Below are 24,640 nucleotides of genomic sequence, written 5' to 3'. Positions count from 1 at the left end.
GGGTCGGGCCCTTCCCTCCGTCACGGATCAGGCCCCTTCCTTCAGAACCCTCGAAATCAGCGTCCGCTGTTCCTCGGTCAGCCAGGGATCCGCGCAGTACACGGTCCTGCCGTCCGCGGTGATCTCGTAGCTGAAGCCGTCCGGCACGCCGGCCGGCGGCGCGCCCCGGCCGGCGGCGAGCGCCCGCTCGGCCAGGGCGTGCCACTCAGGGGCATCGGCCCGTCCCGAGGTCTCCACCTCGGCCCGGCGCTCGATGCCCGCGAACCCGCCCGTGCGCCTCACCCGAATATGCATGGGTCCTGTCTAGTACGAGCCGGGCGTCCGGGCTACGTGGTCGGCACCCCGACCTGCTCCCAGGCCTTGAGGACGGCGTCCTGCTCCTCGCCTTCGCTGTAGCGGGCCTTGGCCGCCGCCACGGTCAGCTTCGCGAAGTCCGTGAAGCTCGCCTGCGACTCCAACTGCCCGCCGGTGAGCACGTCGTACCAGATCTGTCCGGCCCTCTCCCAGGCATGTCCGCCGAGCTCGTCGGCGACCAGGTAGAACGCGTGGTTCGGGATGCCGGAGTTGATGTGCACGCCGCCGTTGTCCTGGCTGGTGTTCACGTAGCCGTCCATCGTGGCCGGCTGCGGGTCCTTGCCGAGTCGGTCGTCGTCGTACGCGGTGCCCGGCTCCTTCATCGAGCGCAGAGCCTTCCCGGTGACGCGCGGGGCGAGCAGTCCGGCGCCGATCAGCCAGTCGGCCTCGGCGGCGGTCTGGCCGAGCGTGTACTGCTTGATCAACGAGCCGAAGACATCGGAGATCGACTCGTTGAGGGCACCCGACTGGCCGAAGTAGGCCAGGTTCGCCGTGTACTGGGTGACGCCGTGGGTGAGTTCGTGACCGATGACGTCGACCGGGATGGTGAAGTCGAGGAAGATCTCGTTGTCCCCGTCGCCGAACACCATCTGCTCGCCGTTCCAGAAGGCGTTGTCGTAGTTCACGCCGAAGTGCACGCTCGCGTCCAGCGGCAGGCCGTTGCCGTCGATGGAGTTGCGGCCGTACGCCTTCTGGTACAGCTCGAAGGTGGCGCCGAGGCCCGCGTACGCCCGGTTGACCGTGGCGTCCTTGCCGGGCGCGTCGCCCTCGCCGCGGACCTTCTTGCCGGGCAGGTCCTGGTGGTGCTTGGCGTCGTAGATGGTGCGGTGCGGCTGGTCGGCGGGCGCGCCCTCGGGCGGCGTCACCGTGGGCGCCCCGATGACCGTGGTCAGCCGGCGGCGGGTGCGCTCCAGGGCGTCGCGCTCCAGGGTGCGGCGCGCGGGAGTGGCGAGCGCGGGGTCCTCGTGCTGCGCGAGCTTGTCGAGGACATGCGGTGGCACGATCGTGCAGAAGACGGGCTCATAGCCCCCGTTGTTGGTCATGTGCGGCACCCTTGCACTGCGTCACGATCCTGTCACTACCTGCAACCATGATTGGTGAAAAGGCGCGAGTGGGAGGGGTGTGTTCCATGAAGAAGTGCTATGAGGAACATGAAGAAGTGCTATGAGGAATCCGAGACTCCGGCCGACTGTGACTCGCCGCACTTTTTGTCCGTAATATCACCCCGGTCCCGCATACTGATACGGGCCTCCGTATCCGGCGCGGCTCGGCTAGCATGCGGAGCATCATGCGTTTCGGGCTGCTCCTCCTTAGCTGCCGCGGCGAGGGCCTGTAGTCGAGGCCGACCCCCTCCCCGCGGAGTTTGGCGTTGCGCCGTCGGCCGTCCTTCCGGACACGCGGACTTATCGAGGAGCCCACGCACATGGCGAACCGCCAGCAGCCCACGTCCATGCCGATCCACAAGTACCGCCCGTACGACCAGGTCGACATCCCCGACCGCACGTGGCCGAACCAGCGGATCACCCAGGCCCCGCGCTGGCTCTCCACGGATCTGCGCGACGGCAACCAGGCCCTGATCGACCCGATGTCGCCGGTGCGCAAGCGCGAGATGTTCGACCTGCTGGTGAAGCTGGGCTACAAGGAGATCGAAGTCGGCTTCCCGGCCTCCGGCCAGACCGACTTCGACTTCGTGCGCTCGATCATCGAGGAAGAGGGCGCGATCCCCGACGACGTGACGATCTCCGTACTGACCCAGGCCCGCGAGGACCTGATCGAGCGGACCGTCGAGTCGCTGAAGGGCGCCAAGCGCGCCAACGTCCACCTGTACAACGCCACGGCCCCGGTCTTCCGCCGGGTCGTCTTCCGCGGCTCCAAGGACGACATCAAGCAGATCGCCGTCGACGGCACCCGGCTGGTGATGGAGTACGCGGAGAAGCTGCTGGGCCCGGAGACCGAGTTCGGGTACCAGTACAGCCCCGAGATCTTCACCGACACCGAGCTGGACTTCGCACTGGAGGTCTGCGAGGCGGTCATGGACGTCTGGCAGCCCGGACCGGGCCGCGAGATCATCCTCAACCTGCCCGCCACCGTGGAGCGCTCGACCCCGTCCACGCACGCGGACCGCTTCGAGTGGATGCACCGCAACCTCTCCCGCCGCGAGTACGTCTGCCTGTCCGTCCACCCGCACAACGACCGCGGTACGGCCGTCGCCGCCGCCGAGCTGGCGCTGATGGCCGGCGCCGACCGTGTCGAGGGCTGTCTGTTCGGGCAGGGCGAGCGCACCGGCAACGTCGACCTGGTCACCCTGGGCATGAACCTCTTCTCGCAGGGCGTCGACCCGCAGATCGACTTCTCCGGCATCGACGAGATCCGTCGTACGTGGGAGTACTGCAACCAGATGGAGGTCCACCCGCGCCACCCGTACATCGGGGACCTCGTCTACACCTCCTTCTCCGGCTCCCACCAGGACGCCATCAAGAAGGGCTTCGACGCCATGGAGGCCGACGCGGCCGCCCAGGGCAAGACGGTCGACGACATCGAGTGGGCGGTTCCGTACCTGCCGATCGACCCCAAGGACGTCGGCCGCTCCTACGAGGCCGTGATCCGGGTGAACTCGCAGTCCGGCAAGGGCGGCATCGCCTACGTCCTGAAGAACGACCACAAGCTGGACCTGCCGCGCCGGATGCAGATCGAGTTCTCGAAGATCATCCAGGCGAAGACGGACGCCGAGGGCGGCGAGGTCACGCCGAAGGAGATCTGGTCGGTCTTCCAGGACGAGTACCTGCCCAACCCGGACAACCCGTGGGGCCGTATCCAGGTGAAGACCGGCCAGTCGACGACCGACAAGGACGGCGTGGACACCCTCACCGTCGAGGCCACGGTCGACGGCGAGGACACCGTCCTGACCGGCACCGGCAACGGCCCGATCTCGGCGTTCTTCGACGCCCTGCAGTCCATCGGCATCGACGTACGCCTGCTGGACTACCAGGAGCACACGATGAGCGAGGGCGCCTCCGCGCAGGCCGCCTCGTACATCGAATGCGCGATCGACGGGAAGGTCCTGTGGGGGATCGGCATCGACGCGAATACGACACGTGCTTCGCTGAAGGCGGTCGTCTCCGCGGTCAACCGCGCCGCCCGCTGACCCTCTGACCGGCACGTTCATGGCCCCGTCCGCCTCCGAAGGCGGGCGGGGCCACGTCGTGTACCAGCCAGGCCGGCCGAAGATCACGGACAGGTCTCGTCCAAGGTACTGACTCCACATCAACAATGTGGCTAACATCACGCAAGCAGCGGCGATGTTGCCGCGGCGTTACGGAGGTGCGACGTGCTGCCAGGACGGGGACACAACGGCCGTGGACTGAGCAAGGGCCGTGTTGCGCAGGTCCTGGGCATCCGTATCGCGTGGACGGCAGTCGGCGACGGCGAGTTCTTCTGCCCCGGCTGCGGGGGTGACCGCAACTACCAGCGCCTCACCGGCCGCCGCCGCTTCGCCCTCGTCGGCGTTCCCGTCCTGCCGCGCGGCGAGACGGGCCCGGTGGTGGAGTGCGCCGCCTGCGGCCACCACTACGGCACGGACGTCCTCGACCACCCCACCACGACCCGCTTCTCGGCGATGCTCCGCGACGCGGTCCACACGGTGGCCCTGGCGGTCCTCGCCGCGGGCGGCACCTGCTCCCGTACGCCCCTGGAGACGGCCGCCGCCGCGGTCCGCGCCGCCGGCTTCGAGGACTGCACGGTGGACGGGCTCAGCGCCCTGGTCGAGGCCCTGGCCGCGGACACCGGCCGCGTCTGCGGCGAACCCGGCGGCGCGAGCCTGGCCATAGAGCTCCACGAGGCCCTCGACCCCCTCGCGCCCCACCTCGCCGCCACGGGCCGTGAGCGGATCCTCCTCCAGGGCGCCCGTATCGCCCTGGCGGACGGCCCGTACACCCCCGCGGAACGCGATGTCCTGGCCACGGTGGGCGCGGCACTGACGATCTGCTCGGACGACGTGACGCGGCTGCTGGCGGCGGCACGCACGCCGTCGTAGTCACCCGGGCCGGTGAGGCGCCGGTGATGCGGGGGTCAGGAGCGGCGATCCCGGGGAGCATATGACCGACAACGGTCACCGTCCCCGCGCGGGACGACACCCCGTGAGGGAGAGGGATGACACTCCTCAGCCGTGCCCTCCTCGCCGCCGCAGCGTTCCTCACCCCGCTCGCGGCCACGCACGCCTCCGCGACGCCCGGCTGCACCTCCTCCGTGCCGTACACCGCCGGGCGGGGCGGCTACGACACCTACCGGATCCCGGCGACGGCCACGACCCGCAGCGGCACGGTGCTCGCCTTCGCCGAGGGGCGGCGGGACGGGGCGGGGGACAGCGGGGACATCGACGTCGTGCTCCGGCGCTCCTTCGACGGTGGCTGTACATGGGGGCCGCTGATGGTCGTCGCAGCAGGCAAGGGGAACACCCGGGGCAATCCGGCGCCCGTGGTGGATCCGCGGACCGGGCGGATCGTGCTGGTCACGTCCTACAACAGCGGTGCAGTGACCGAGGCGCAGATCATGCGCGGCGAGGTGACGCCCGCGCAGGGCCGGCGCGTCTTCGTGCAGTCGAGCGGGGACGACGGGCGGCACTTCACGGCTCCCCGGGAGATCACCGCTCAGGTGAAGCGGGCCGACTGGCGGTGGTACGCCACCGGGCCGGGCCATGCGATCGCCCTCACCCGCGGCCCGCACGCCGGCCGGATCGTCGTTCCCGCCAATCACTCCGCCGCACCGCCCCCCGGCTCGTCCGACACCGGGCGGGAGGCCAGGTACTACGGGGCGCACGCGATCTACTCGGACGACGGCGGCAGGACGTGGCACCTGGGCTACACCGACGACTCGTACGACGGCCACGGCGACCCCAACGAGAGCAGCGCCGCCCAACTCCCGGACGGGCGGATCTACTTCAGCACCCGCGACCAGAACCGCACAAGCAAGGGCCACCGTCTCGACACCTACTCCAGCGACGGCGGCAGAACCCTGGACCGCCCCTACGCCGGGCAGCACACCCTGGACGACGTCCCGGTCGTCCAGGGCAGCGTCCTCCAACTCGGGGGCCGGGGAGCGCCGTTGCTCTTCTCGGGTCCCTCCGTCCCCACGGCGCGCCGGGCGATGGCGATCTGGCGCAGCGACGACGGCGGGGAGAAGTTCACCAAGGTGCTCACGCTGTCCCGGCAGCGGGCGGCCTACAGCGACCTGGTGCAACTCGGAGAGGGGATGGCGGGGATTCTGTACGAGACGGGGACCGCCGGAACGTACGACAGGATCGAGTTCCGCCGGGTCCCCATGAGCCTGCTCAGGGCCCGCTAGAGCAGTCCGGCAGCCGCGAGGAACTTGCCCACCCGTTCGACCTCCCGCGGCGACAGCGGGATCTGCGGTTCCGCCGTGGCCGGGCAGTCGATGACGCCCCGTAGGTGCAGCGCCGCCTTGAACGCGCCCAGCGCCGACGAGCCGGCGCCCATCCGCGCGGGGTCGCCGACGCCCACCATGCCGAACAGATCGCACAGGCGCTCCTGTTCGGTCCGCGCGCCGTCCCAGTCGCCCGCCCGGCCGAGGCGGTAGAGACGCACATAGCCGTGCGGGTCGACGTTGGCGAGGCCGGGCACCGCCCCGTCGGCGCCCAGCGCAAGGGCCACGTCCACGACGACCTCGGAGCCGGTGAGCACGCTGAAGCCGCTCGTGTCGGGGCGGGTGCGGGAGCCGGTGAGGACCTCCCGGAAGCCGCCCAGGTCGCCGCTGGAGTCCTTGAGCCCGGCCAGCACGCCGTCGGCCGCGAGCTCCAGCACCAGACCGGCGGGGAGTTTGCTGTGCACGGAGACCGGGATGTCGTAGGCGAGGACGGGAACCGGGCTGGCGGACGCGACGCGGCGGTAGTGGCGGGCGATCTCCGCCGGGTGGGTGCGGGCGTAGAAGGGCGCGGTGACGACGACCGCCTGGGCGCCGGCCGCCGTGACGGAGGCGACGTGATCCAGGACGCGGGGCGTCGTCATGTCGATCGCCCCGGCCAGCACCGGCAGCTGCCCGGCCACATGGGCCACCACCGACTCCACGACCAGCCTGCGCTGCCGGTCCGTCAGATATGCGGCCTCCGACGACGAGCCGAGCACGAACAGGCCGTGCACCCCGGCCTCCACCAGATGGTCGACCAGCCTGAGGAGCGAGGAGACGTCCACCTCGCGTTCCGGTGTCAGGGGGGTGCAGACGGGTGGGACGACACCGGTCAGCGGAGTGGGAAAGGTCATCAAGGCTCCTTGCGGGTCGGCTCGCCCTCCTCCTCAGGATGGTGACAGCGAAAGCGGTGTCCCGCGGCCGACGCGCCCGGAGTACTCCGGGAACGCCGGCGGGCCGCGCCTCCGCTACCTCGGGGTTGCGTCCTGCACAGTTCCTCAAGCAAAGATCGGCTCGGGGGAAGGTCCCGGACCACGACGGACCCGGCTGCCAGAGGTGCGACCAATGGCGAGCTGAAACATGGGTAGTTGGCATTTATCCACCCGCAGGCGGGGCGTACGATGCGGCGCATGTCTCAGGAGCCCGGAAACCGGCGCAGGGTCGAGCGGCGTGTGAGCAGCCGGATTCAGCGCGAGGTGATGCAGATAATCTTCGATCGCAAACTCCTGCCCGGTGCGCCACTGCCCACCGAGTCGGAGTTGATGGAGGACCTCGGGGTCAGCCGCAACTCCGTGCGCGAGGCGCTCAAGACGCTCCAGGCGCTGGACATCGTGGACGTCAGGCACGGCTACGGAACGTACGTCGGGCAGGCTTCGCTGACCCCGTTCGTCGACGGGCTGACCTTCCGTGCACTCACCCGGCCCGACGACACGATGGACGCCCTGAACGAGATCCTTCAGGTCCGCGAGGTGCTGGAGGAGGGGCTGATCCGGCGGGTCGCCATGACACTCTCCCAGCCGGAGCTGGACGGGCTCGATGTGGTGGTGGCCCGGATGGAGGCGGCCGGGAGCGACGGCCGCTCCTTCCCCGAAATCGACCGGGAGTTCCACGAGTTGCTGTACGCGTCCCTGGGCAACGCGCTGGTGCCGCAGCTGCTGGGCGCGTTCTGGATGGTGTTCCGCCGGGTCGCCCGGGCCCGCGACTGGACGGACGGCACACCTCCGGAACTGACGGCCCGCCGCCACCGGGACATCGTCACCGCACTACGGGCACGGGACGTCGAGGGCGCGGAGCGGGCGATGGCGGTCCACTTCCGGGGGATCGAGGCACGGGCGGCCCGGGAGCTGGGGGAGACGCTCGACCTGTGACGGTCCGCTGCGCGCGAAACGGCGTGCTCGCGCCCGGCCGCGCGCCGGAGACTGGGCCGGTGAACGATCCCGACCCGAAGACGGTCCCCCAGGGCATGACCACCTGGGACCCCGTCGCCCCCGGTGTCCTGCGGCTGCCGTCCGGGCGGCTCGTACGAGGGCGGGCCCTGCGGCGGCCCGTGCCGGACGGGCCGGTGCCCACGTACGCCGTGCATCTCCTCGGAAAGCGGCCCCCCGAGGTGCCCTGGGAGTCCGACTGGCTGCGGTGGCCGGACTTCCGGCTGCCCAGCAGTCGCAGCGAGGCGCGGCGTCTGTTCGCCGAGGTGTGGGAACGCGCCGCGGCCGGGCGCGTCGAGGTCGCCTGCGGCGGCGGTCGCGGGCGTACCGGTACCGCGCTGGCCTGCCTCGCCGTGCTGGACGGCGTACCGCCCGAGCAGGCCGTGGAGTTCGTACGGACCCACTACGGCCGGCACGCCGTGGAAACCCCGTGGCAGCGGCGTTACGTACGGCGCTTCACCGCATGAGCGGCGCACCGCGAGCCTCACAACCTCCGCGCCGCGAGCCTCACAACCTCCGCGCCGCGAGCCTCACAACCCCCGCGCCGCGAGCCTCACAACCCCCGCGCCGCGAGCCTCACAACCCCCGCGCCGCGAGCCTCACAACCCCCGCACCGCGAGCCTCACAGGCCGAGCGTCATGATGAGCCGGTCCTCGCCGGGGCCGAAGTAGTCCTTTCGTACGCCTTCGTCGGACGAGAAGCCCAGCGAGCGGTACAGCATGATCGCGGCGGCGTTCGCCGGCTCCACCGTCAGCCGGACCTCGCGGACGCCGTCCGCGCGCAGCCGGCGCAGCACCTCCAGCATCAGCCGCCGGCCCAGCCCCCGCCCCCGCTGGTCGCGGGTGACGCCGAGGCTGACGACCCAACTCCGGTAGCCGTCCTGCGTGGTGACGTACAGGACGTACCCGTGCAGGCCCTCCCCGTCGTCCAGGACGAGCAGGGAGTCCCCGTGCAGGTCGAGCAGTTGGCGCAGCACGAAGTAGGGGTACGGTTCGTCCGGGAAGGCCTCCCTGTCGACACGGAGGAGTTCGGGCAGATCCTCCTCCATGACCCCCCTCATCGTCAGGGGCCGGTCGACGAACGCCCGGTCGGGGAACAATGACGGGCCGGTGGGCCCGCCACGCGAAGAGAAACGTTCCTCTGGAAACGCAGTCATACCGCCCCCCTGCGGGAAGGAGTCAAAGACACGTTGACACCCGTACGGGTGGTACAGGTGAGACGCGCGCTCTCTGCCGTTCGGGTGTGTTGGGCAGAGTTCCGACCATCTTGTGCGGGACGATCTGGCCGTTCAAGTCCGGAACAGGTCCAAAAAGTCATTCGCCCCGGTGCGCCCCCGGTGCGCCCCATGCGGCTCAATTCGCCCGGCGCGTCGGTGCAACAGGCCTCCGAAGGGTCCCGAAGGATGCCCGGTTTCGGGTACCGTGAGGGGATGACCTTCAGATCGCCGGGGGGTACGCAGCTGAATGCGGACGTATCCTGGGCCGAGTTCGACCCCATCGCCTACGTTGATCACAATTACCGCGAATTACAGGCAGAGGACGCGGAGATCCTTCGAACCGTACGCGATCATTTCGGCGGTCATTTCAGAGGAGAAGGCGGCGGGCGGGTTTCGGGCATCGACGTAGGGGCCGGTGCGAACCTCTACCCCGCACTCGCGATGCTGCCCTGGTGCAGCGACATCACCCTCCTCGAACGCTCGCCGGCGAACGTGCGCTACCTCGAAAGCCAGGTCAAGTCCTACGACGAGCACTGGGACCAGTTCTGGCGCATCCTGCGCAAGCATGCGGCGTACGCCGCCTTCGACCGGGACACGGACCCGCGGGCCAGGTTCCGCCAGATCGTCCAGCCGCAGCCGGGCAACCTCTTCGACCTCGTGCATCACGAGGGGCAGTGGTCCATGGGGACCATGTTCTTCGTCGCCGAGTCGATGACCACCTCTCACGACGAGTTCAGGCGCGGCGTCGAGTGCTTCCTGCGCGCCCTGGCTCCCGGCGCGCCCTTCGCCGCGGCGTTCATGGAACATTCGAAGGGTTATCACGCCGGCGAGCATTTCTTCCCCGCGTGCGACGTGGGAGAATCGGACGTGCGCCAGAGTGTGTTGCCTTTCGTGGAAGGAATCCCGACCGTGCGCCGACTGCAGGCGTCGGCCGCCGTGCGTGAAGGCTATTCCGGAATGATCATCGCTTTTGGCCACCGGAAATCGGACTCCGATATTCCGACCGATTGAGGACTGAATCTTCACAACAGAAGAGGGCTCTTCCTCAAATGACGGCAGCGCGGCCTGTGTGAGGGGCATGGGATGCAGATCAAGCCACGCCAGCATCTGCTGGACATCTGGCAGGCGATCGCCCGCAACTCGTTCGACGGCGGGGGGTGGGCATGGGGCAAACAGGGCGGAGAGAGCAGTGTCGCCGACGCGGAACGCCTGCTCTGCGTCCTGTACCCGGCCACGGAGATCCCGGCGTTCCGGCTGGATGATCCGGACACCACCCAGGACGACGTCCAGAAGGCGATGAGGAAGGCCGGCGGGCGGCTGGAGATCCCCGCCAACCTCGTCACGGCCGCCAACCAGTTCATGCAGAGGCACATCGACGACAAGAGACCCACGTTCGCCGGCGGCTACTACTTCCAGTCCCAGGACAAGGACCAGGACCTCACCGAGGAACAGCGTGAGCTCGGGGTGGTCGACTCGTTCTCGATGTCGATCACCCTCTGCCTGGCCACGCTCGGCTTCCTCAAGGTGTACGAGTCCAAGACCCGCCGCAGCGACATCCTGGAGACCATCCAGGAACTGCGGGTCGCCACCAGCAACCGGCTCACCGCCGCCATGGTGAGCCTGCTGCGCTCCTTCACCGTCAACGTCTTCGACACCGACTCCTCGCAAGGCCGTACGCTCTGCGAACTTCTCGGCCAGGGACAGCTGTCGCAGCGTCACGTGCTGCAGAAGTTCCAGCGCCGCTTCCGGGCGCTGCGTGCCGCCGTCGTAGAGAGCTTCGTCCTCGGTGTCGACGTCCAGGAAGGCCTCAAGGACGAGAACCAGCTCTTCGAGTGCGGCTGGGGCTGGAGCATCGTCAAGGACGCGCCCGAGATCGAGACCGACGAACCGATCGGGCCGCAGCCCGTGGGCGTCGCCAACCCCGTGCCGTACCTGTACTTCACCGTGGTCGCCCTCGACGGTATTCAGGACCTCTTCTCCGACCGCACCCTCACCCTGGGCCTGCTCAACCCCGAACAGCAAAGGCTCGCCGAGGCGTTACGACTGCGCTGGGAGATCACCCAGCAGTTCTGGTCGGGCATCGCGCGTTTCGACACCGACCGCTGGCCCCTGGAGGACATCCCCTGGCGCACCACGGGCCAGAAACTCGAATCCGAGTACTTCTCCCTCTCCGTCGCCGCCATCCTCGTCCATGACCTGATGCGGCGCCGCGCCACCGACGACGACCTGACCCGCACCGTCAGCGTCATGGAACGCCTCGCCGAACGCGGGCGCATCACCAGCCGGATGACACGCGACGACCCCATGGTCCAGCTGCACAACCCCGGCGTCACCCTGCCGCTGCAGGGCAGCGAGAGCATCGGCCCGCCCATGCAGTGGAAGATGACGGACTTCTCGGCGCAGCTGCTCAAGCGGACCATCCAGCTGTGCACGCTCTCCCGCAACCTCGCCTCGCACGACCGGCTGCTGAGACTCGCCGAGGACATCTTCGGCCATGTGTGGCGGCGCCGTATCCGCGACGGTGAGGGCACAGGCCTGTGGGACAACGTGCACGCCGCGTACCCCGAGTCGCCGTTCTCCGAAGGCCCGGTCTCCTGGAGCATCACCGAGCGCGTCACCGAGGTGATGGTCCAGGTGCACCAGATGTACAAGCAGCCGCCGATCCGCAGCTCCGAACTGACCGTGCTCGCCCGGGCGTTGCTCAGCGAGTCCAGTCACCTCCTCGGCAACGAACAGATGGAGCCCGCACCCGCCGCCGGTGGCAACCGCGGGATGGAACTCAGAAGCATCGAGGTCAAGTTGCGCCGTGCCCGGGACCTCGTGGACGAACAGCCCGGCACCGCCTGCTCGTTGACACTCGACGTACTCGGACAACTCGACGCCCTCGCCCGGGCCCGGGAAGCCGCGGCCCAGGGGGTGTGACCGTGCTCGTCTTCGCGGCCTCCGACAAGGGAGGCACGGGCAGGTCCGTCACCAGCGCCAACCTCGCCTACCACCGGGCGCTGGCCGGTGACGACGTCTGCTACCTGGACTTCGATTTCGGCTCGCCCACCGCGGCGGCCGTCTTCGACGTCCCCGACGCACGCCAGGCCGCCGAGGAGCGGGGCCTGCACGCCTATCTGGTGGGCGAGGTCAGCGAGCCGGCCCGTATCGACGTCTGGTCGCACACCGAGCACCGCGTGCTGCGCAACCAGCCGCCCGGCTCCGGCAGTCTGGTCCTCATGCCCGGCGACGCCGGCGGCGGCGAGTTCGCCACCACCGACGACAACCTGCGCCGCTGCGTGGACCTCCTGCTCCGGCTCAACGGCGAGTTCGACCTGATCATCGTCGACCTCAGTGCCGGCCGCAGCTACGCCGTCGACATGGTCCTGGAGGCCACCTCGCAGCGCGAGATGCGCGGCGTCGAGGCCCGCTGGCTGGTCTTCCACCGCTGGACCCGCCAGCATGTGGCGGCCGCGGCGAGCCTGGTCTACGGCAAGCGCGGCATCGTCCACAGCGGTGTGGCCCGAGGCCATGACGAGGAGGCACTGCGCAGCGTCATCCGCTTCGTACGGGCCGCCGTACCCGACCCCGAGTCGGCGCTGTGGTCGCAGGTCTCGCCCACCCAGTCGGCGTGGATGCGCGAGTGCGACGCCGATCTCAAGCAGCTCGCCTCCGCCCACGGCATCGGCTACAGCCAGGTCCTGGGCTCCGTTCCCCTGGAACCCGTCCTGCAGTGGCGCGAGCAGCTCATCACCGACGAGGACGTGCTCGACAGCCAGATCGCCAACCGGGAGACATGGGAGGCGCTGAGCGAGCTGGCCGGGCGGCTGACCGACGACAAGTTCTGGGAGCAGCCGTGACGGAAGCCGCGTTCCGCGAGACCACCGCAGAGCCCCGCACCCAGTCCGTACCGCTGTCCCACCTCTCCCTGGAGCTGGGGCACCTCTACATGGAGGACTTCGAGGCAGGCCCCGAACGGCTGCGCGAGCACTTCGCGGAGGTACGGATCTGGGTGGACGCCGCCCGGGCCGCGGCCGCCCGCCGTCTGGGCGGCAAGCGGCCCCGCATCAGCACCTGCTTCCTCATCGACGACTACTTCACCCGCTTCTCCACGCCCGCCGAACTCGTCCCCGTCGTGCTCGAAGAGGCCGATCGGGCCGGACTGGTCATCGACTACCTGGCCCGCGAGTCGGGCTGTGCCGTCGCCGACAAGATCGAGCTGGCCGAGTCCGTGATGCACCGCCTCGTCGAATCGCCGCCGCCGGGCAGCTACGGCTCCCGCCCGCCCGTCAGCCGGACCGGCTGGCTCGCCAACGGGCAGCGCACCCCCACCTCGCGCAGCGCCATGGGCGACGTCACCGGCTGGCAGCCGCCGCAGGAGACCGCGGCCCGCAACCACTCGGTGTTCATGGACGTCGAGCTGTGGTCGGAGAAGGACGGACAGCGCCTGTGGTCCTGCCCGTTCCTCGCCGCGGTCTGGCAGCTGGCCCGCCTCGGTCTGTTACGCCACCTCGGCGAGCCGGTCCTGACCCCGCGCCCCTGGAACGGCGCCGACTTCCCGTACGACTGGGACCGGCTGCCGCCGCTGATCCAGCTCAACGCCTCCGCGGCGCCCTTCAGCGCGTACCGCACCTGCACCCTGATGCCGAACCGCTTCCTGGCCGTCGAGGACGCCGTCCGGCTCATCCTCGACCAGATAGACGTCGACTCCGGCGCGCTGGAGCAGGTCGCCGTGCGCTCCGCCCGTGAAAAGGCCGCGGTTCCGGCCGCCGTCGCACAGCGTGCCACGTACGTCTTCTACGAGGAGCCCACCAACGCCTTCTCCTACGGAGAGCCCGCCGACTCCTTCACCGACGGGGAGACCTGAGATGCGGGCCCCCGGACAGTCGTCGCGTCCGGTCCTCGCCTGCGGCGAGGTGCGCACCTGTCTGCTGCCGTCCTTCCAGTCGCTGGACGGCCGGGCCGCCGCCCAGCTGCTGAGGCTGCGCGCCGACGAGCACGTCCGGGTCTCCGAACGGCCCAATCTGTACGCGCTCTCCCCGGAGGTCCTCACCGGCGTGGACTGCCGGCTGCCCACCTCGAACGGCGCCAAGGTGCGCGGTGTCGGCACGGTCGCCGCCCGTGCCGCGCTCACCGAGGGCCGTGTGCTGCAGGCCACCGCCTACTTCAGCGTCCCGGCCGCCGGCCCCGACATGCGTCGCCCCTGGGGCCACTACCTGGTGCGGCCCGGCCTGGTGGAACCCTTCGGAAAGCTTCCCGAACAGGCCATCGCGGAAGGCGCCCTGCGTGGCGGCGCGCGGGGTGAACTGGACCTCGGGATGATCGCCGAGGGCCTGCTCGCCGAACTGCTGCGCCATCCGCTGCTCGATCACAAGGCCCCCTTCAAGTCCCGGCGCACCCATCTGCGCTGGGTCGCGCGGCGCTTCCCGGAGGGCGAGAGTCCGTCGCTGCGCTTCACCCTGGCCGAGGACGGGCTGCGGACGGTGGAACTGCGGCTGTCGCAGGACACCCCGGCCGCCGCGGCTGCGGGCCTGTGCGAGGACCTCGCCCTGCACGACTGGCTGCTGACGACCGTCGTGCACATGCTGGACAGCAGCCGGCTCGGTGCGGTGGACGGCCCCTCGGCCGTTCTGGCACTGCGCCCGGCTGTCGATCATCTGCTGCATCTGTGGATGCCGCACGCGCACGTGGACCGCACGTTGGTTCACCTCTGGGAGGTGCTGGAACGGGAGCCGGGGTTCACTCGCCAGTGGCAGACCCTGGTCCAGCGCATCCGCGATCAACTGGCCGTACAGGCCATTCCGTTGCTGCACGAGGCGCTGAACACGCGCTGAAGGGCGGCACTGTCGAGACACCCGACGGGGGAAAGGGCGAAATGAACGGAGCGTTAGGAGCGACTTCAGGGGACACGGGTGCCGCGCCGAGGAGCGGGGACCGGGAGCACGCACCGAGCCTGCTGCGCAAGACACTGGTCACGATGGCGGTGGCAGGCGGCACCTATTTCCTGACCAACGTCCTGAACCAGGACAAGAACCAGGTGTGGCAGCTGACCGTGGCCGTGGTCCTGGGAGGCGCCGCACTGATCATCCAGTACCTCGTGGACTTCGAGCAGCGGCTGAACTCCATGGAGCACAGCCTGGCCCAGCACCAGTCCGAGATGCGCACAGCGGTCGAGACGGCCTTCGCCGGGATCAGCGAGGCGACCGAACTCTTCAGTGAAGTGGACCGCTCGGTGCTGCGCTCCGACGGGGTGGCCCGGCTGGCGCGCGCCTACACACACGTGGGCCGCCAGGAGTCGCAGCTGGTGAAGGACTTCGCCCAGGAGGAGATCGGCCACCTCGCCTCCATGATGGAGAGCCTCAGCAACGGGAGTGCGGACTGCCCGGGGGAGGAGCACGCGTGGCTGATCGCACTCACGTCGTGCACCAAGGGGACGCTCGACGCCACCAGCACCCTCGTGGACCGGGACTTCTGGTCCAGTGAGCCCGCGAACCGCTATCTGAAGGCGCAGGAAGAGGCGTGCAAGCGGGGCGTGACGGTGCGACGGCTGTTCCTTGTGAAGGAGCCGTCCGAACGCACCGAGGAACTGGAGAAGCTCTGTCAGAGCCACCGGGATCTCGGTATCGACGCGCGTATAGCGGTGCGTTCACAGCTGCCGCAGCGGGCCCGCCTCACGCCGACGAACGACTTCATCGTCTTCGACGGACAGCTCTGCTACGAGATCGAGCCGGACGTGGACGTCGTTCCGGCCAAGACCCTGCTGAAGATGACCCGGGGGCACGTCGACGAGCGGACCAGGAGGTTCAACGTGCTCTGGGAGGCCACGGAGACCGCCGGGCCGGGCCAGCGGCCGGCGCCGACCGCGGCGTCCGGCTGAGCCGTACGCCGCACCGCACACGTCAACCGCACACGTCATACGTCGCGTCGGTCCACTGCGACCACCGCGACGACAGCCGCCACGAACGCCCACACCCCGAACACGATCCAGCCGCCCGTCACCGTCGTCTGCCAGCGCGGAACCAGCGTGTAGGGCTCGTGCCCGTAGCCGATGTCGACGAGGCGGTCCCAGGCGTTGAAGGGGAGGGCGTTCCTGACGCATGCCGTCCAGTGGTAGCGATCGGTGATGAAGCCGGGCAGGAGCATCAGGACGAACGTGGTGAGCACCATGGTCGTCGCGCTGTGCCGGATCAGCGCGCCCAGGCCCATCCCGACCAGCGCGCACACGGGGGCGAGGAGCGCCGACGCGACGACCACGCGCAGGGCACCGGGATGGCCGATCGGCACACCCCTGCCCCGCCCGTCGAGGATCGCCTGCGTCGCGGCGAACGAGGCGCCCGCGATGAGCGCGCCGTACAGCGTCATGACGGCCGTCACCACGGCCACCTTCGCCGTCATCAGCGCGCGCCGGTCCGGGACGGCCGCGAAGGTCGTACGGATCAGTCCGGTCGCGTACTCCCCGACAACGGTGATGGCACCGATGCTCGACGCCGCGAGGACCAGCATCAGGGCGGCGCCCTGCGTGAAGGCGTCGCGCAGCGACAAGTGGACGAGCAGTTCGACGTGAGCCGCCCCGTCGGAACGCGGGAGGCCGGAGTGGTCGGTGCGGGCCGCGTTGACGTTGAAGGCGATGATGAAGACGGCACTGGCACCGAGCGCCCAGTACGTCGACCGCAGCGAGCGGAGCTTGATCCACTCGGCGGCCAGCAGGTCCGTGAAGCGGGCGGCGGGCAGGGGAAGGGCGGTCGCTGAGGCGCTCATCGGGGCTCTCCGGCGAGGTATTCGACGCTGTCGGCGGTCAGTTCCATGAAGGCGGCTTCCAGGGAGGCGGCTTCGGTGGCCAACTCCCTTAGCAGGAAACGGTGTTCGAAGGCGATCTCACCGATCCGGTCGGAGCCGATCCCGGTGACCTTCAGCGTCTCCTTGTCGTACGGCACCACGGCCGCGCCCTCGGCGGACAGCGCGGCGGCCAGCGCCTCGGCGTCGGGCGTGCGTACGGTCACGGTCGGCCGGGTGCCGCGGGTGGCGAACTCGGTGAGGCTCTCGGCGGCGATCAGCTCGCCCCTCCCGATGACGACGAGTTCGTCGGCGGTGTTCTCCATCTCGGACATGAGGTGACTGGAGACGAAGACGGTACGGCCATCGGCGGCCAGCCTCCGGAAGAGCCCTCGCACCCACAACACACCTTCCGGATCGAGCCCGTTGAGCGGCTCGTCGAACAGCAGAACCGGCGGATCACCGAGCAGCGCGGTGGCGATCCCCAGGCGCTGCTTCATGCCCAGCGAGTAGCCGCCGATCCGGCGCCGGGCCGGGGCACCGGCCAGCCCCACCTCGGTGAGGACCTCGTCCACGCGGCGCGCCGGGATGCGGTTGCTGCGGGCCAGCGCGTGCAGATGCGCCCGCGCGGACCGCCCGCCGTGCACGTCACCGGCGTCCAGCAGAGCACCGACGTGATGGAGCCCGCGCGGATGCCGGCGGAAGGAGTGCCCGCTGACGGCGGCGGAACCGGAGGTGGGCTCGACGAGGCCGAGCAGCATCCGCAGGGTGGTGGTCTTTCCGGCGCCGTTCGGTCCGAGGAAGCCGGTGACGTGGCCGGGGCGGACGGTGAAGGAGAGTTCGCGGACGGCGGTCGTGTAGCCGTAGCGCTTGGTGAGTTGGTTGACTTCGATCACGGGGACACGGTGTCGCGCGCGGGTGGTACCGGACATCGCCCCACCGCTGACAGTCACAGCGGGCCGGTGTCGACCGTGGTCGTACATCTCCGGCACGATGACCGCCGAACGGGCCGACCCTACGATCACGGCATGCTCATCACTCCGCCCCTGCCCCTGCTCAAGCGTGTGCCGCCGGGTGCGTGGATCGCGCTCGTGTGGTGTGCGAGCACGCTCTTCACGCTGCTGACACGGGTCAGACTGCCGGGTGAGCTGGAGCCCGAAGTATGGCCCGCCGTTCAGCTCTACCGCTGGGACGGCCTGACGTTCGCCGTGCTGTCCACCGTCCTCGCGCTGTACGGCAGCCGCCTGCTGGTCCGCAGACCGCTCAGGGCCTTGGTCCTGCTGATCCTGGCCTCGGTCGTCGAGACGACCAACCTGGCGGAGGGCGGGATCCCGATGGCGCAGTACCTCGCGGCCATGCTGGCGCTGTACTTCATCGCGGCGACCCGTCCGCGCCGTACCGCGGCCGTCGCACTGGTGATGGCGCTCGGCACGCTCGTCGTGTACGAGGCCACGCGGCTGCTGTGCGGATGGGAAGTCAGCACATCGGCGGAGCTGGCCGTGGCGCTGGTCACCGCGATCGCCTGGCTGCTCGGCAACACCGCGCACGAGGCGCGCGAGCACGCCGAGCGGCTGAGCGCGCAGGCCGCGGCGCAGGCGGTCACGACCGAACGGCTGCGCATAGCCCGCGAGATGCATGACACGGTTGCCCACAGCATCGGCATCATCGCCCTCCAGGCGGGCGCGGCGGCCCGCGTCGCGTCGACCCAGCCGGAGGCGGCGCGCGAGGCGATGCGGGCGGTGGAGATGACGGGCCGGGAGACGCTGGCGGGGCTGCGGCGGATGCTGGTCGCGCTGCGGGCGGCCGACGCGGGGCACGGGGACGGCACGGCTGCGCAGGCGCAGCCCGCCGGGCTGGACGACGTGGACCGGCTGGCCGCCGCGACGACCGCGGCGGGCGTACGCGTGGAGGTGCGGCGACTGGGCGAGCCCCGTCAACTGCCGCCGGACATCGACCTGTCGGCGTTCCGCATCATCCAGGAGTCGGTCACGAACGTCGTACGGCACTCGGGTACGCACGCGTGCCGGGTGACCGTGGACTACGGCGAGGAGAAACTGGCCCTGGAGGTGACGGACGACGGCCGGGGCCATGGGACGTCGACGGACACGGGCTTCGGGCTGGCCGGGATGAGGGAGCGAGTGGCCCTGCTGCACGGCGAGTTCAGCGCCGCACCGCGCCCGGAGGGCGGCTTCCGGGTCGCGGCCCGCCTGCCGGTACCGGTGGCCGTCCGATGACCGTCCGCGTGGTCCTCGCCGACGACCAGCAGCTGATCCGCACGGCGCTGCGCATGGTGATGGCGGACATCGAGGACGTGGAGGTGGTCGGGGAGGCGAGCACCGGCGGGGAGGCGGTGGCGCTGACCGAGGAACTCGGCCCGGACGTGGTCGTGATGGACATCCGCATGCCGGAGATGGACGGGATTGAGGCGACGCGCCGCATCACGGAGGGCTCGACGGACACACGAATCGTGGTCCTGACGACCTTCGACGACGACGATTACGTCTACGGGGCGCTGCGCGCGGGCGCGTCCGGGTTCCTGGTGAAGGACATGGCGCTGGACGACATCATCGGGGCGGTACGGGTGGTGGCGTCCGGCGACGCGCTGATCGCCCCCCAGTGTGACCCGCCGCCTGATCCAGGACTTCGCGGGCCGCCCCGAACCGGCCCGGCGCCGCCGCGAGCTGACGGGCATCACGGACCGGGAGCGCGAGGTCCTGACCCTGGTCGGCACGGGCCTGTCCAACACGGAGATAGCCGCGGAGCTGTGCATCAGCGTGGCGACGGCGAAGACGTACCTGACCCGCCTGCTGACCAAGCTGGACGCGAGGGACCGGGTCCAGCTGGTGATCATGGCGTACGAGGCGGGGCTGGTGTCGGTCGGTTGATGTCCCGGGCGCGGCTGCGTACGCGGTGGACGAGGTCGGTGGCGGCTTCCGGCCAGTGAGGGTGGTCGAAGGTGAAGCCCGCCTTCGTCAGGCGGCCCGGGACGACACGGCGGCTCTTCAGCAGCAGTTCGGTGTCCGAGCGCAGCGCAAAGGCACCGATCTCGGCCATCCACTTCGTCGCGGGCAGGCCCACCGGGACACCCCACGCGGCCCGCAGCGCCCGCATGAGCATGCGCTGCGGCACCGGGACGGGCGCGGCCAGATTCACCGGCCCGACGAGGTCGTCGCGGTCGACCAGGAACTCCACCGCACGGACGAAGTCACGGTCGTGGATCCACGACACGTACTGTGCGCCACCGGCGACCGGTCCGCCCAGACCGAGCCGTGCCAGCCACAGCAGGATGTCGAGGACGCCGCCGCGGTCGGGGCTCATCACCATTGCGGAGCGCAGGGCGACCTTGCGGGTGTGCGGGGTGTCGGCCTCCTCCTGTTCCCGCTCCCAGGCCTTGGCGATGTCGACGCTGTAGGCCCAGTAGCCCGGGACGCCGGGTTCGGCGCCGCCGAGGACACCGGTCTCCTCGTCGTTGGGTGCGTCGAAGCGGTGGGCGTAGATCGTGGCCGTGCTCATCTGCAGCCAGACGCGGGGAGGCTCGGCGGCCGCGGCGATCGCCTCGCCCACGACCCGGGCGGAGTCCACGCGCGAGTCCATCATGGCCTGCAGATTGTCGGCGGTGTAGCGGCAGCTGACGCTGCGACCGGCCAGGTTCACCACGACGTCACTGCCGTCGACCGCCTCGGCCCACGGGCCCAGGGTCCTTCCGTCCCACAGGACTTCACCCCGGTGCGCCGGCCGTCTGCTCAGCACCACGACCTCGTGCCCCGCGGCGGTCAGCGCGCGATTCAGGATCGTACCCACCTGCCCGGTCCCACCGGGGATCACGATCTTCATCCGGCCTCACCCCATCGCTGTGTGTGGACGACCCTAGCCCAGACTTGAACGCGTTCAAAACAGTCGCCTCGGCGAGTCGTCCGGGGTTGGCCGCCGTGCGCGGATCGTCGACACCCCGGGCCACGAGACGCGTCACCGCGTCCATGTGGCGCCGGGTCAGCCGCGGCTGCGTGCCGGTGGCAGGGCCTCGATGCGGGCGCGGTGGCGCTCCTGGAGGGCTCGGCCGCGGCTCAGGTAGTCCAGGATCGTGGCGAGTTCGGATGCCGTGTAGCCGGCGGTCTCGGCGGCGCCCTCCTCGGCGATGGGGCCGTAGATCTCCCAGGCCAGGCGTGTCGCCTCCGGTGTGATGCGGACCTGGGTCCTGCGACGGTCGTCCGGGTCCGGAGTGCGGGTCAGATAGCCCAGTCGCTCCAGGCGGTCGAGCATCGCGGTGACGCTGCCGGTGGTCAGACCGAGCGCGGTGCCGAGCCGGCTCGGGGCCACGCTCTCCTGGCCGAGCAGGATCTCCAGACACCGCAGATCGGTCCTGTTGACGCCGAGGCGGGCAGCGGCGGCCGCGTCCACGGCGTCGACCGCTGCCTGGTACCCCTGCGACTCCTCGCCGAGCCGGGCGCGCAGATCGTCCAACGATTCCCTTGACATTCAAGTACCTCGACTATCAAGCTAAAAGTGTCTCGACTATCAAGTTGGTCGAGTGTCAAGGGAAGTGTCTCAGAAGCCTGCGATTGATCGGCAACGGGAGGGCGTCATGGCGAAGAGGGCTCTGGTCGTCGGAGGCGGCATCGCCGGTCCGGTGACCGCGATGGCGTTGCAGAAGGCCGGCCTGGAACCGGTCGTGTGCGAGGCGTACGCGGAGGCGGCGGCCGAGCAGATCGGCGCGTACCTGACCGTGGCGGTGAACGGACTGTCCGCGCTCTCACAGGTGAACGCGCACCACGTGGTGACCGGGATCGGTCACGCCACCCCCACGCTGTCCTTCGCCACCAGCGCGAACAAGCACATCGCCGCCATGCCCATCGGCGGGGTGCTGCCCGACGGCACGACCACCCACAGCGTCAAGCGACGCGACCTGTACCGCGCGCTGAACGCCGAGGCGGCACGCAGGGGAGTGCGCTACGAGTACGGCAAGCGCCTGATGGACGCGAGCACCACCCCGGAGGGCGGCGTGCGCGCGGTGTTCGCGGACGGCAGTGTGCTCGACGCGGACGTGCTGGTCGGCGCGGACGGGATCCACTCACGCACCCGGCAGATCATCGACCCGGACGCGCCGAAGGCCCGGTATCTGGGCATTGTGGGGCTGGGCGGGTTCGTGACCGACCGGGCGCTGTCGTCCGAGCTGAACGCCGAGCCGGGCACGTACAACATGATCTTCGGCAAGCGGGCGTTCTTCGGGTATCTCGTCGCGCCGGACGGGGAGATCTGGTGGTTCGCCAACGTGCCGCAGCGCGAGGAGCTGACCAAGGCCGAGCTCGTCGCCCACTCCCGCGACCGTCTCATGGAGTTGCTCGCCGCGGACCGTACGCCTGCCGCGCGGATCGTGGCCGCGACCACGAACGCCGATCTGGTGCCCGGATTCAACCAGTACGACATGCCGTCCGTACCGTGCTGGCACCGCGACGGCATGGTCATCGTCGGGGACGCGGCGCACGCCGTGGCGTCCTCGTCGGGTCAGGGTGTGTCGATGGCCGTCGAGGACGCCGTCACCCTGGCCGTCTGCCTGCGCGACATCCCGGACACGGCCGGTGCGCTGGCCGCCTTCGAGAACCGGCGGCGCGACCGCGTCGAGCGTGTCGTCGAGTACGGAGCGAAGACCAGCGGCGACAAGGCGACGGGCGGACTGGCCCGGCTGGTCGTCCGGCTGCTCACCCCGTACTTCCTGCGGAAGGCGGCGAGCGAGGGCATCGGCTCCCTGCAGTGGATGTACGACCACCGGATCGACTGGGCCGACGGCTCTGCCGTGCTCCCGCTCCAGCACGGGTGAGAAGCGGGACGCGACAGGCAGGGGCGGCTGTGAGGGCCGCCCCTGCCTGCCGCGCTCCCGGCTGGGTTACAGCGGGCAGGTGATCTGGAAGGCGACCGTATTGGGGTCGCCCGGGGCCGGGCAGAGGAACTGGTCGTAGCGGGTGTCGTTGTCGACGAAGCGCTTCAGCCAGGCGATGCTGTACTCGGCGACCGTGGTGTTGGGGCTGGCGAAGGTGAAGTGGTCGGCGCCCTTGAGCTCGACGAACGCCTTGTCATGGTCCTTGGTCAGCCCGTTGTAGAAGGGCAGGGCCATGGAGGAGACGGGGGGCGACGGTGTCGCCGTCGGCGCCGAAGATCATGGTGGGTACCGTGATCTGGCTCGAGACGTTGGTGGTGTCCCAGGGCGCCAGCGGGATGGCCGCCTTGAGTGACGGCGTGCTCGCCGCGCTCTCCAGCGTGCCGCCGCCTCCCATCGACCAGCCCATCAGGGCCAGCCGGTTGGGGTCGATCTCGTTCTTTACCGTGCTCTGGGTCGTCAGAAAGGTGAGCGCGGCGAGTTGCTCCTTGCCGCGGTCGGTCGGGAAGTCCCACAGCGCGTTGCTGTCCAGGGTCATCACCACGAAGCCCTGGGAGGCCAGCCGGGGACCGTACCAGGCGATCTGTGACTGCGAGGCGAAGAAGCCCGGCATGACGACGACGGCGCCGAAGGTGCCCTCGCTGGTGTCGGTGGGGTAGTAGATGGTGCCGTCGTTGAAGCCCTGGCCGCTGCCTGCGGGCACGGTGACCGAGGCGATGGCGAAGGGGCCGGTGACGGCAGTGATGCTCCCCGGGGTCGGGTCCGGGCCGCGCTGGTAGGGGTTGTGAACAGGTGGCGATCGAGGGTACTTGGGCGTGTTCTGGCACGTATGAGTGAGTCCCCGGGTGGTGACAGGCACTCGTCCCTGGGTGGGGAACGGGAGTTCTTGCATCGAATGCGTGACCTTCGCCGGGGGTGGTCGTTGGGTGTGGTGACGGATTTCTCCGATGCGGATGCGGGGGGGTGAAGGGGGTGGGTGGGCTGCGGGAGGTGGCGGCGCCGTTAGTGGTGCCCAGCTCCTCGGGAGTCGCGATCCGTACCCGCCTCAAGGGCCTGACCGCCGGGGACGAGAAGGTTCTCCGCCTGGTCGGCGATCTGCTCGGTTCGCTCGCCTCTCGTGATCTGAAGGCGCGGTGTTCGGCCGGGCTGGAGCACGACAGTGAGCAGTGGGCCGAGCGCAAGCGCGTCCTGACGCAGGAGTCCTCCTCCCGCTGGGCCGGGTCGATCACGAAGGCCACGCACGATCAGTGGGCGTTGGCCCGGCGCGGCCAGCTCGCGCACATCCAGAACTTGGAGGCCGGGATCGAGACCATCACCTACCGGCTGTCCCGGCCTGTGGGCGACAGGGGTACCAAGCAGGCGCCGGGCGGCTACCGCAGCAAGCGGGAGTGGCATGCGAAGAGGCGCCGCCTGTGTGTGCTCGAAGACCGGCTTCAGGCGGTGCGGACGGACCGTGAGGCCGGACGCGTGCGCGTGGTACGCGGCGGCAAGCGGCTGCTGAACACCCGGCACAACCTGGAGCAGGCGCAGCTCACCGAGGAGCAGTGGCGCGCCCGGTGGCAGGCCGGGCGCCGGTTCCTCGCCTCGGACGGCGAGTCCGGCAAGCGGTTCGGCAACGAGACCATCCGCGTCACGCCCGGCGGCGAGGTCTCGGTCAAACTCCCGGCGCCGCTGGCGCATCTGGCGAACGCCCCGCACGGCCGGTACGTGCTGGCGGCGGAGGTGGTGTTTGCGCACCGGGGCGAGCAGTGGGCCGACCGCGTGGCAGCCAACCGGGCCGTCGCCTACCGCATCCACGAAGACACCGTCCGGGGGCGCTGGTATGTGACCGCGTCCTGGACGCTCCCGCCGGTCCAGACGGTGCCGCTGGAGGCGGCCCGCGCCGGTGGCCTGATCGGGGTGGACACCAACGCCGACCACGTGGCTGCCTGGCGCCTCGACGCACACGGCAACCCGTGCGGCCAACCCCGACGCTTCTTCTACGACCTGTCCGGCGCCGCCTCCTACCGGGACGCCCAGGTGCGGCAGGCGCTGATCCGCCTGCTGCACTGGGCCGCCCGGCACGGACTGAACATCGCGATCGAAGACCTCGACTTCGAC

At 70.0% G+C, this 24,640-nt stretch carries 24 protein-coding genes and 1 pseudogene; 15 read left to right on the top strand and 10 right to left on the bottom strand.

Translation table 11 applies throughout. The features are described from left to right. Positions 1-27: 27 nt before the first annotated feature. Positions 28-294, bottom strand: coding sequence for a protealysin inhibitor emfourin (locus ABT186_RS28285; protein WP_351927441.1), 267 nt, complete (start codon positions 292-294; stop codon positions 28-30). Between the two features lie 32 nt (positions 295-326). Continuing rightward, on the bottom strand, positions 327-1,397 hold the full coding sequence (locus tag ABT186_RS28280; protein WP_351232644.1) for a M4 family metallopeptidase: 1,071 nt from the start codon (positions 1,395-1,397) through the stop codon (positions 327-329). A 380-nt stretch (positions 1,398-1,777) separates the two neighbouring features. Between ABT186_RS28280 and leuA the strand changes: the two genes are divergently transcribed. From leuA to ABT186_RS28265, 3 genes are all read left to right on the top strand, one after another. Beyond that, a complete protein-coding gene (leuA, locus tag ABT186_RS28275) occupies positions 1,778-3,499 on the top strand; it encodes a 2-isopropylmalate synthase (protein WP_351232642.1) in 1,722 nt (573 codons plus the stop codon). A gap of 183 nt (positions 3,500-3,682) precedes the next feature. After that, positions 3,683-4,387, top strand: coding sequence for a tellurite resistance TerB family protein (locus ABT186_RS28270; protein WP_351232640.1), 705 nt, complete (start codon positions 3,683-3,685; stop codon positions 4,385-4,387). Between the two features lie 116 nt (positions 4,388-4,503). Beyond that, complete coding sequence (locus ABT186_RS28265; protein WP_351232638.1) at positions 4,504-5,694, top strand: sialidase family protein; 1,191 nt, start codon at positions 4,504-4,506, stop codon at positions 5,692-5,694. Here ABT186_RS28265 and ABT186_RS28260 read toward each other — a convergent pair. Further along, complete coding sequence (locus ABT186_RS28260; RefSeq protein ID WP_351232636.1) at positions 5,691-6,626, bottom strand: dihydrodipicolinate synthase family protein; 936 nt, start codon at positions 6,624-6,626, stop codon at positions 5,691-5,693. The genes ABT186_RS28265 and ABT186_RS28260 overlap by 4 nt on opposite strands. A gap of 267 nt (positions 6,627-6,893) precedes the next feature. Between ABT186_RS28260 and ABT186_RS28255 the strand changes: the two genes are divergently transcribed. Both ABT186_RS28255 and ABT186_RS28250 read left to right on the top strand, forming a co-directional pair. Next, positions 6,894-7,640 (top strand): FadR/GntR family transcriptional regulator, encoded by a 747-nt coding sequence (locus tag ABT186_RS28255; RefSeq protein WP_351927439.1) that lies wholly within the window; start codon positions 6,894-6,896, stop codon positions 7,638-7,640. Positions 7,641-7,735: 95 nt separating this feature from the next. Continuing rightward, positions 7,736-8,164, top strand: coding sequence for a protein-tyrosine phosphatase family protein (locus ABT186_RS28250; RefSeq protein WP_351232648.1), 429 nt, complete (start codon positions 7,736-7,738; stop codon positions 8,162-8,164). Positions 8,165-8,319: 155 nt separating this feature from the next. Here ABT186_RS28250 and ABT186_RS28245 read toward each other — a convergent pair whose 3' ends face one another. Next, on the bottom strand, positions 8,320-8,853 hold the full coding sequence (locus tag ABT186_RS28245; RefSeq protein ID WP_502973345.1) for a GNAT family N-acetyltransferase: 534 nt from the start codon (positions 8,851-8,853) through the stop codon (positions 8,320-8,322). A gap of 273 nt (positions 8,854-9,126) precedes the next feature. Between ABT186_RS28245 and ABT186_RS28240 the strand changes: the two genes are divergently transcribed. The 6 genes from ABT186_RS28240 (at position 9,127) to ABT186_RS28215 (ending at position 15,772) form a co-directional block, all read left to right on the top strand. Continuing rightward, on the top strand, positions 9,127-9,924 hold the full coding sequence (locus tag ABT186_RS28240) for an SCO2525 family SAM-dependent methyltransferase (protein WP_351927437.1): 798 nt from the start codon (positions 9,127-9,129) through the stop codon (positions 9,922-9,924). Between the two features lie 72 nt (positions 9,925-9,996). Continuing rightward, complete coding sequence (locus ABT186_RS28235; RefSeq protein ID WP_351232628.1) at positions 9,997-11,835, top strand: SCO2524 family protein; 1,839 nt, start codon at positions 9,997-9,999, stop codon at positions 11,833-11,835. Between the two features lie 2 nt (positions 11,836-11,837). Further along, positions 11,838-12,755, top strand: coding sequence for an SCO2523 family variant P-loop protein (locus ABT186_RS28230; RefSeq protein WP_351232646.1), 918 nt, complete (start codon positions 11,838-11,840; stop codon positions 12,753-12,755). Next, the gene (locus ABT186_RS28225; RefSeq protein ID WP_351232626.1) at positions 12,752-13,762 is read left to right on the top strand and encodes an SCO2522 family protein; all 1,011 of its coding nucleotides are present in this window, start codon (positions 12,752-12,754) and stop codon (positions 13,760-13,762) included. Before ABT186_RS28230 ends, ABT186_RS28225 begins: the two co-directional genes overlap by 4 nt. Position 13,763: 1 nt before the next feature. Further along, positions 13,764-14,729, top strand: coding sequence for an SCO2521 family protein (locus ABT186_RS28220; protein ID WP_351927435.1), 966 nt, complete (start codon positions 13,764-13,766; stop codon positions 14,727-14,729). Positions 14,730-14,770: 41 nt separating this feature from the next. After that, on the top strand, positions 14,771-15,772 hold the full coding sequence (locus ABT186_RS28215) for a DUF6879 family protein (protein ID WP_351927433.1): 1,002 nt from the start codon (positions 14,771-14,773) through the stop codon (positions 15,770-15,772). Positions 15,773-15,807: 35 nt separating this feature from the next. Here the strand turns inward: ABT186_RS28215 and ABT186_RS28210 are convergent, their stop codons facing one another. Continuing rightward, positions 15,808-16,653 (bottom strand): ABC transporter permease, encoded by an 846-nt coding sequence (locus ABT186_RS28210; protein WP_351927431.1) that lies wholly within the window; start codon positions 16,651-16,653, stop codon positions 15,808-15,810. Continuing rightward, a complete protein-coding gene (locus tag ABT186_RS28205; protein ID WP_351927429.1) occupies positions 16,650-17,564 on the bottom strand; it encodes an ABC transporter ATP-binding protein in 915 nt (304 codons plus the stop codon). Before ABT186_RS28205 ends, ABT186_RS28210 begins: the two co-directional genes overlap by 4 nt. A gap of 132 nt (positions 17,565-17,696) precedes the next feature. Between ABT186_RS28205 and ABT186_RS28200 the strand changes: the two genes are divergently transcribed. Both ABT186_RS28200 and ABT186_RS28195 read left to right on the top strand, forming a co-directional pair. Beyond that, on the top strand, positions 17,697-18,902 hold the full coding sequence (locus tag ABT186_RS28200) for a sensor histidine kinase (RefSeq protein WP_351927427.1): 1,206 nt from the start codon (positions 17,697-17,699) through the stop codon (positions 18,900-18,902). After that, a pseudogene (locus tag ABT186_RS28195) lies at positions 18,899-19,553 on the top strand (response regulator transcription factor). Before ABT186_RS28200 ends, ABT186_RS28195 begins: the two are co-directional and overlap by 4 nt. Here ABT186_RS28195 and ABT186_RS28190 read toward each other — a convergent pair. Then, positions 19,516-20,502, bottom strand: coding sequence for a TIGR01777 family oxidoreductase (locus ABT186_RS28190; protein ID WP_351232612.1), 987 nt, complete (start codon positions 20,500-20,502; stop codon positions 19,516-19,518). The pseudogene ABT186_RS28195 and the gene ABT186_RS28190 sit on opposite strands and share 38 nt — an antisense overlap. Before the next feature lie 156 nt (positions 20,503-20,658). Then, entirely contained in the window at positions 20,659-21,144 is a 486-nt protein-coding gene (locus ABT186_RS28185) for a MarR family winged helix-turn-helix transcriptional regulator (protein ID WP_351232610.1), read from the bottom strand. Between the two features lie 106 nt (positions 21,145-21,250). Here ABT186_RS28185 and ABT186_RS28180 point away from each other — a divergent pair, with 106 nt between their 5' ends. Further along, positions 21,251-22,483, top strand: coding sequence for an FAD-dependent monooxygenase (locus ABT186_RS28180; RefSeq protein WP_351927425.1), 1,233 nt, complete (start codon positions 21,251-21,253; stop codon positions 22,481-22,483). 66 nt (positions 22,484-22,549) lie between these two features. Here the strand turns inward: ABT186_RS28180 and ABT186_RS28175 are convergent, their stop codons facing one another. Continuing rightward, a complete protein-coding gene (locus ABT186_RS28175) occupies positions 22,550-22,777 on the bottom strand; it encodes a poly(ethylene terephthalate) hydrolase family protein (protein WP_351927423.1) in 228 nt (75 codons plus the stop codon). Further along, positions 22,737-23,399: a dienelactone hydrolase family protein gene (locus ABT186_RS28170; RefSeq protein ID WP_351927421.1), complete on the bottom strand. Its 663-nt coding sequence runs from the start codon at positions 23,397-23,399 to the stop codon at positions 22,737-22,739. The genes ABT186_RS28175 and ABT186_RS28170 overlap by 41 nt, the downstream gene beginning before the upstream one ends. Before the next feature lie 113 nt (positions 23,400-23,512). Between ABT186_RS28170 and ABT186_RS28165 the strand changes: the two genes are divergently transcribed. After that, on the top strand, positions 23,513-24,640 hold a 1,128-nt coding region (locus ABT186_RS28165), incomplete at its 3' end, for an IS200/IS605 family accessory protein TnpB-related protein (RefSeq protein ID WP_351927457.1).

The sequence above is a fragment of the Streptomyces sp. NPDC001634 genome, assembly GCF_040298185.1.
Taxonomy (GTDB): Bacteria; Actinomycetota; Actinomycetes; order Streptomycetales; family Streptomycetaceae; genus Streptomyces.
This window is presented reverse-complemented; position numbering and strand designations above follow the sequence as displayed.

Excerpts from the sequence above, each read along its gene's own strand:
- ABT186_RS28245 (WP_502973345.1), bottom strand. The coding sequence starts at position 8,853 with ATGACTGCGTTTCCAGAGGAACGTTTCTCTTCGCGTGGCGGGCCCACC.
- ABT186_RS28285 (WP_351927441.1), bottom strand. The coding sequence starts at position 294 with ATGCATATTCGGGTGAGGCGCACGGGCGGGTTCGCGGGCATCGAGCGC.
- ABT186_RS28235 (WP_351232628.1), top strand. The coding sequence starts at position 9,997 with ATGCAGATCAAGCCACGCCAGCATCTGCTGGACATCTGGCAGGCGATC.
- ABT186_RS28200 (WP_351927427.1), top strand. The coding sequence starts at position 17,697 with ATGCTCATCACTCCGCCCCTGCCCCTGCTCAAGCGTGTGCCGCCGGGT.
- ABT186_RS28240 (WP_351927437.1), top strand. The coding sequence starts at position 9,127 with ATGACCTTCAGATCGCCGGGGGGTACGCAGCTGAATGCGGACGTATCC.
- ABT186_RS28265 (WP_351232638.1), top strand. The coding sequence starts at position 4,504 with ATGACACTCCTCAGCCGTGCCCTCCTCGCCGCCGCAGCGTTCCTCACC.
- ABT186_RS28175 (WP_351927423.1), bottom strand. The coding sequence starts at position 22,777 with ATGGCCCTGCCCTTCTACAACGGGCTGACCAAGGACCATGACAAGGCG.
- ABT186_RS28180 (WP_351927425.1), top strand. The coding sequence starts at position 21,251 with ATGGCGAAGAGGGCTCTGGTCGTCGGAGGCGGCATCGCCGGTCCGGTG.
- ABT186_RS28215 (WP_351927433.1), top strand. The coding sequence starts at position 14,771 with ATGAACGGAGCGTTAGGAGCGACTTCAGGGGACACGGGTGCCGCGCCG.
- ABT186_RS28220 (WP_351927435.1), top strand. The coding sequence starts at position 13,764 with ATGCGGGCCCCCGGACAGTCGTCGCGTCCGGTCCTCGCCTGCGGCGAG.
- ABT186_RS28280 (WP_351232644.1), bottom strand. The coding sequence starts at position 1,397 with ATGACCAACAACGGGGGCTATGAGCCCGTCTTCTGCACGATCGTGCCA.
- ABT186_RS28190 (WP_351232612.1), bottom strand. The coding sequence starts at position 20,502 with ATGAAGATCGTGATCCCCGGTGGGACCGGGCAGGTGGGTACGATCCTG.
- ABT186_RS28255 (WP_351927439.1), top strand. The coding sequence starts at position 6,894 with ATGCGGCGCATGTCTCAGGAGCCCGGAAACCGGCGCAGGGTCGAGCGG.
- ABT186_RS28185 (WP_351232610.1), bottom strand. The coding sequence starts at position 21,144 with ATGTCAAGGGAATCGTTGGACGATCTGCGCGCCCGGCTCGGCGAGGAG.
- ABT186_RS28260 (WP_351232636.1), bottom strand. The coding sequence starts at position 6,626 with ATGACCTTTCCCACTCCGCTGACCGGTGTCGTCCCACCCGTCTGCACC.
- ABT186_RS28210 (WP_351927431.1), bottom strand. The coding sequence starts at position 16,653 with ATGAGCGCCTCAGCGACCGCCCTTCCCCTGCCCGCCGCCCGCTTCACG.
- leuA (WP_351232642.1), top strand. The coding sequence starts at position 1,778 with ATGGCGAACCGCCAGCAGCCCACGTCCATGCCGATCCACAAGTACCGC.
- ABT186_RS28250 (WP_351232648.1), top strand. The coding sequence starts at position 7,736 with ATGACCACCTGGGACCCCGTCGCCCCCGGTGTCCTGCGGCTGCCGTCC.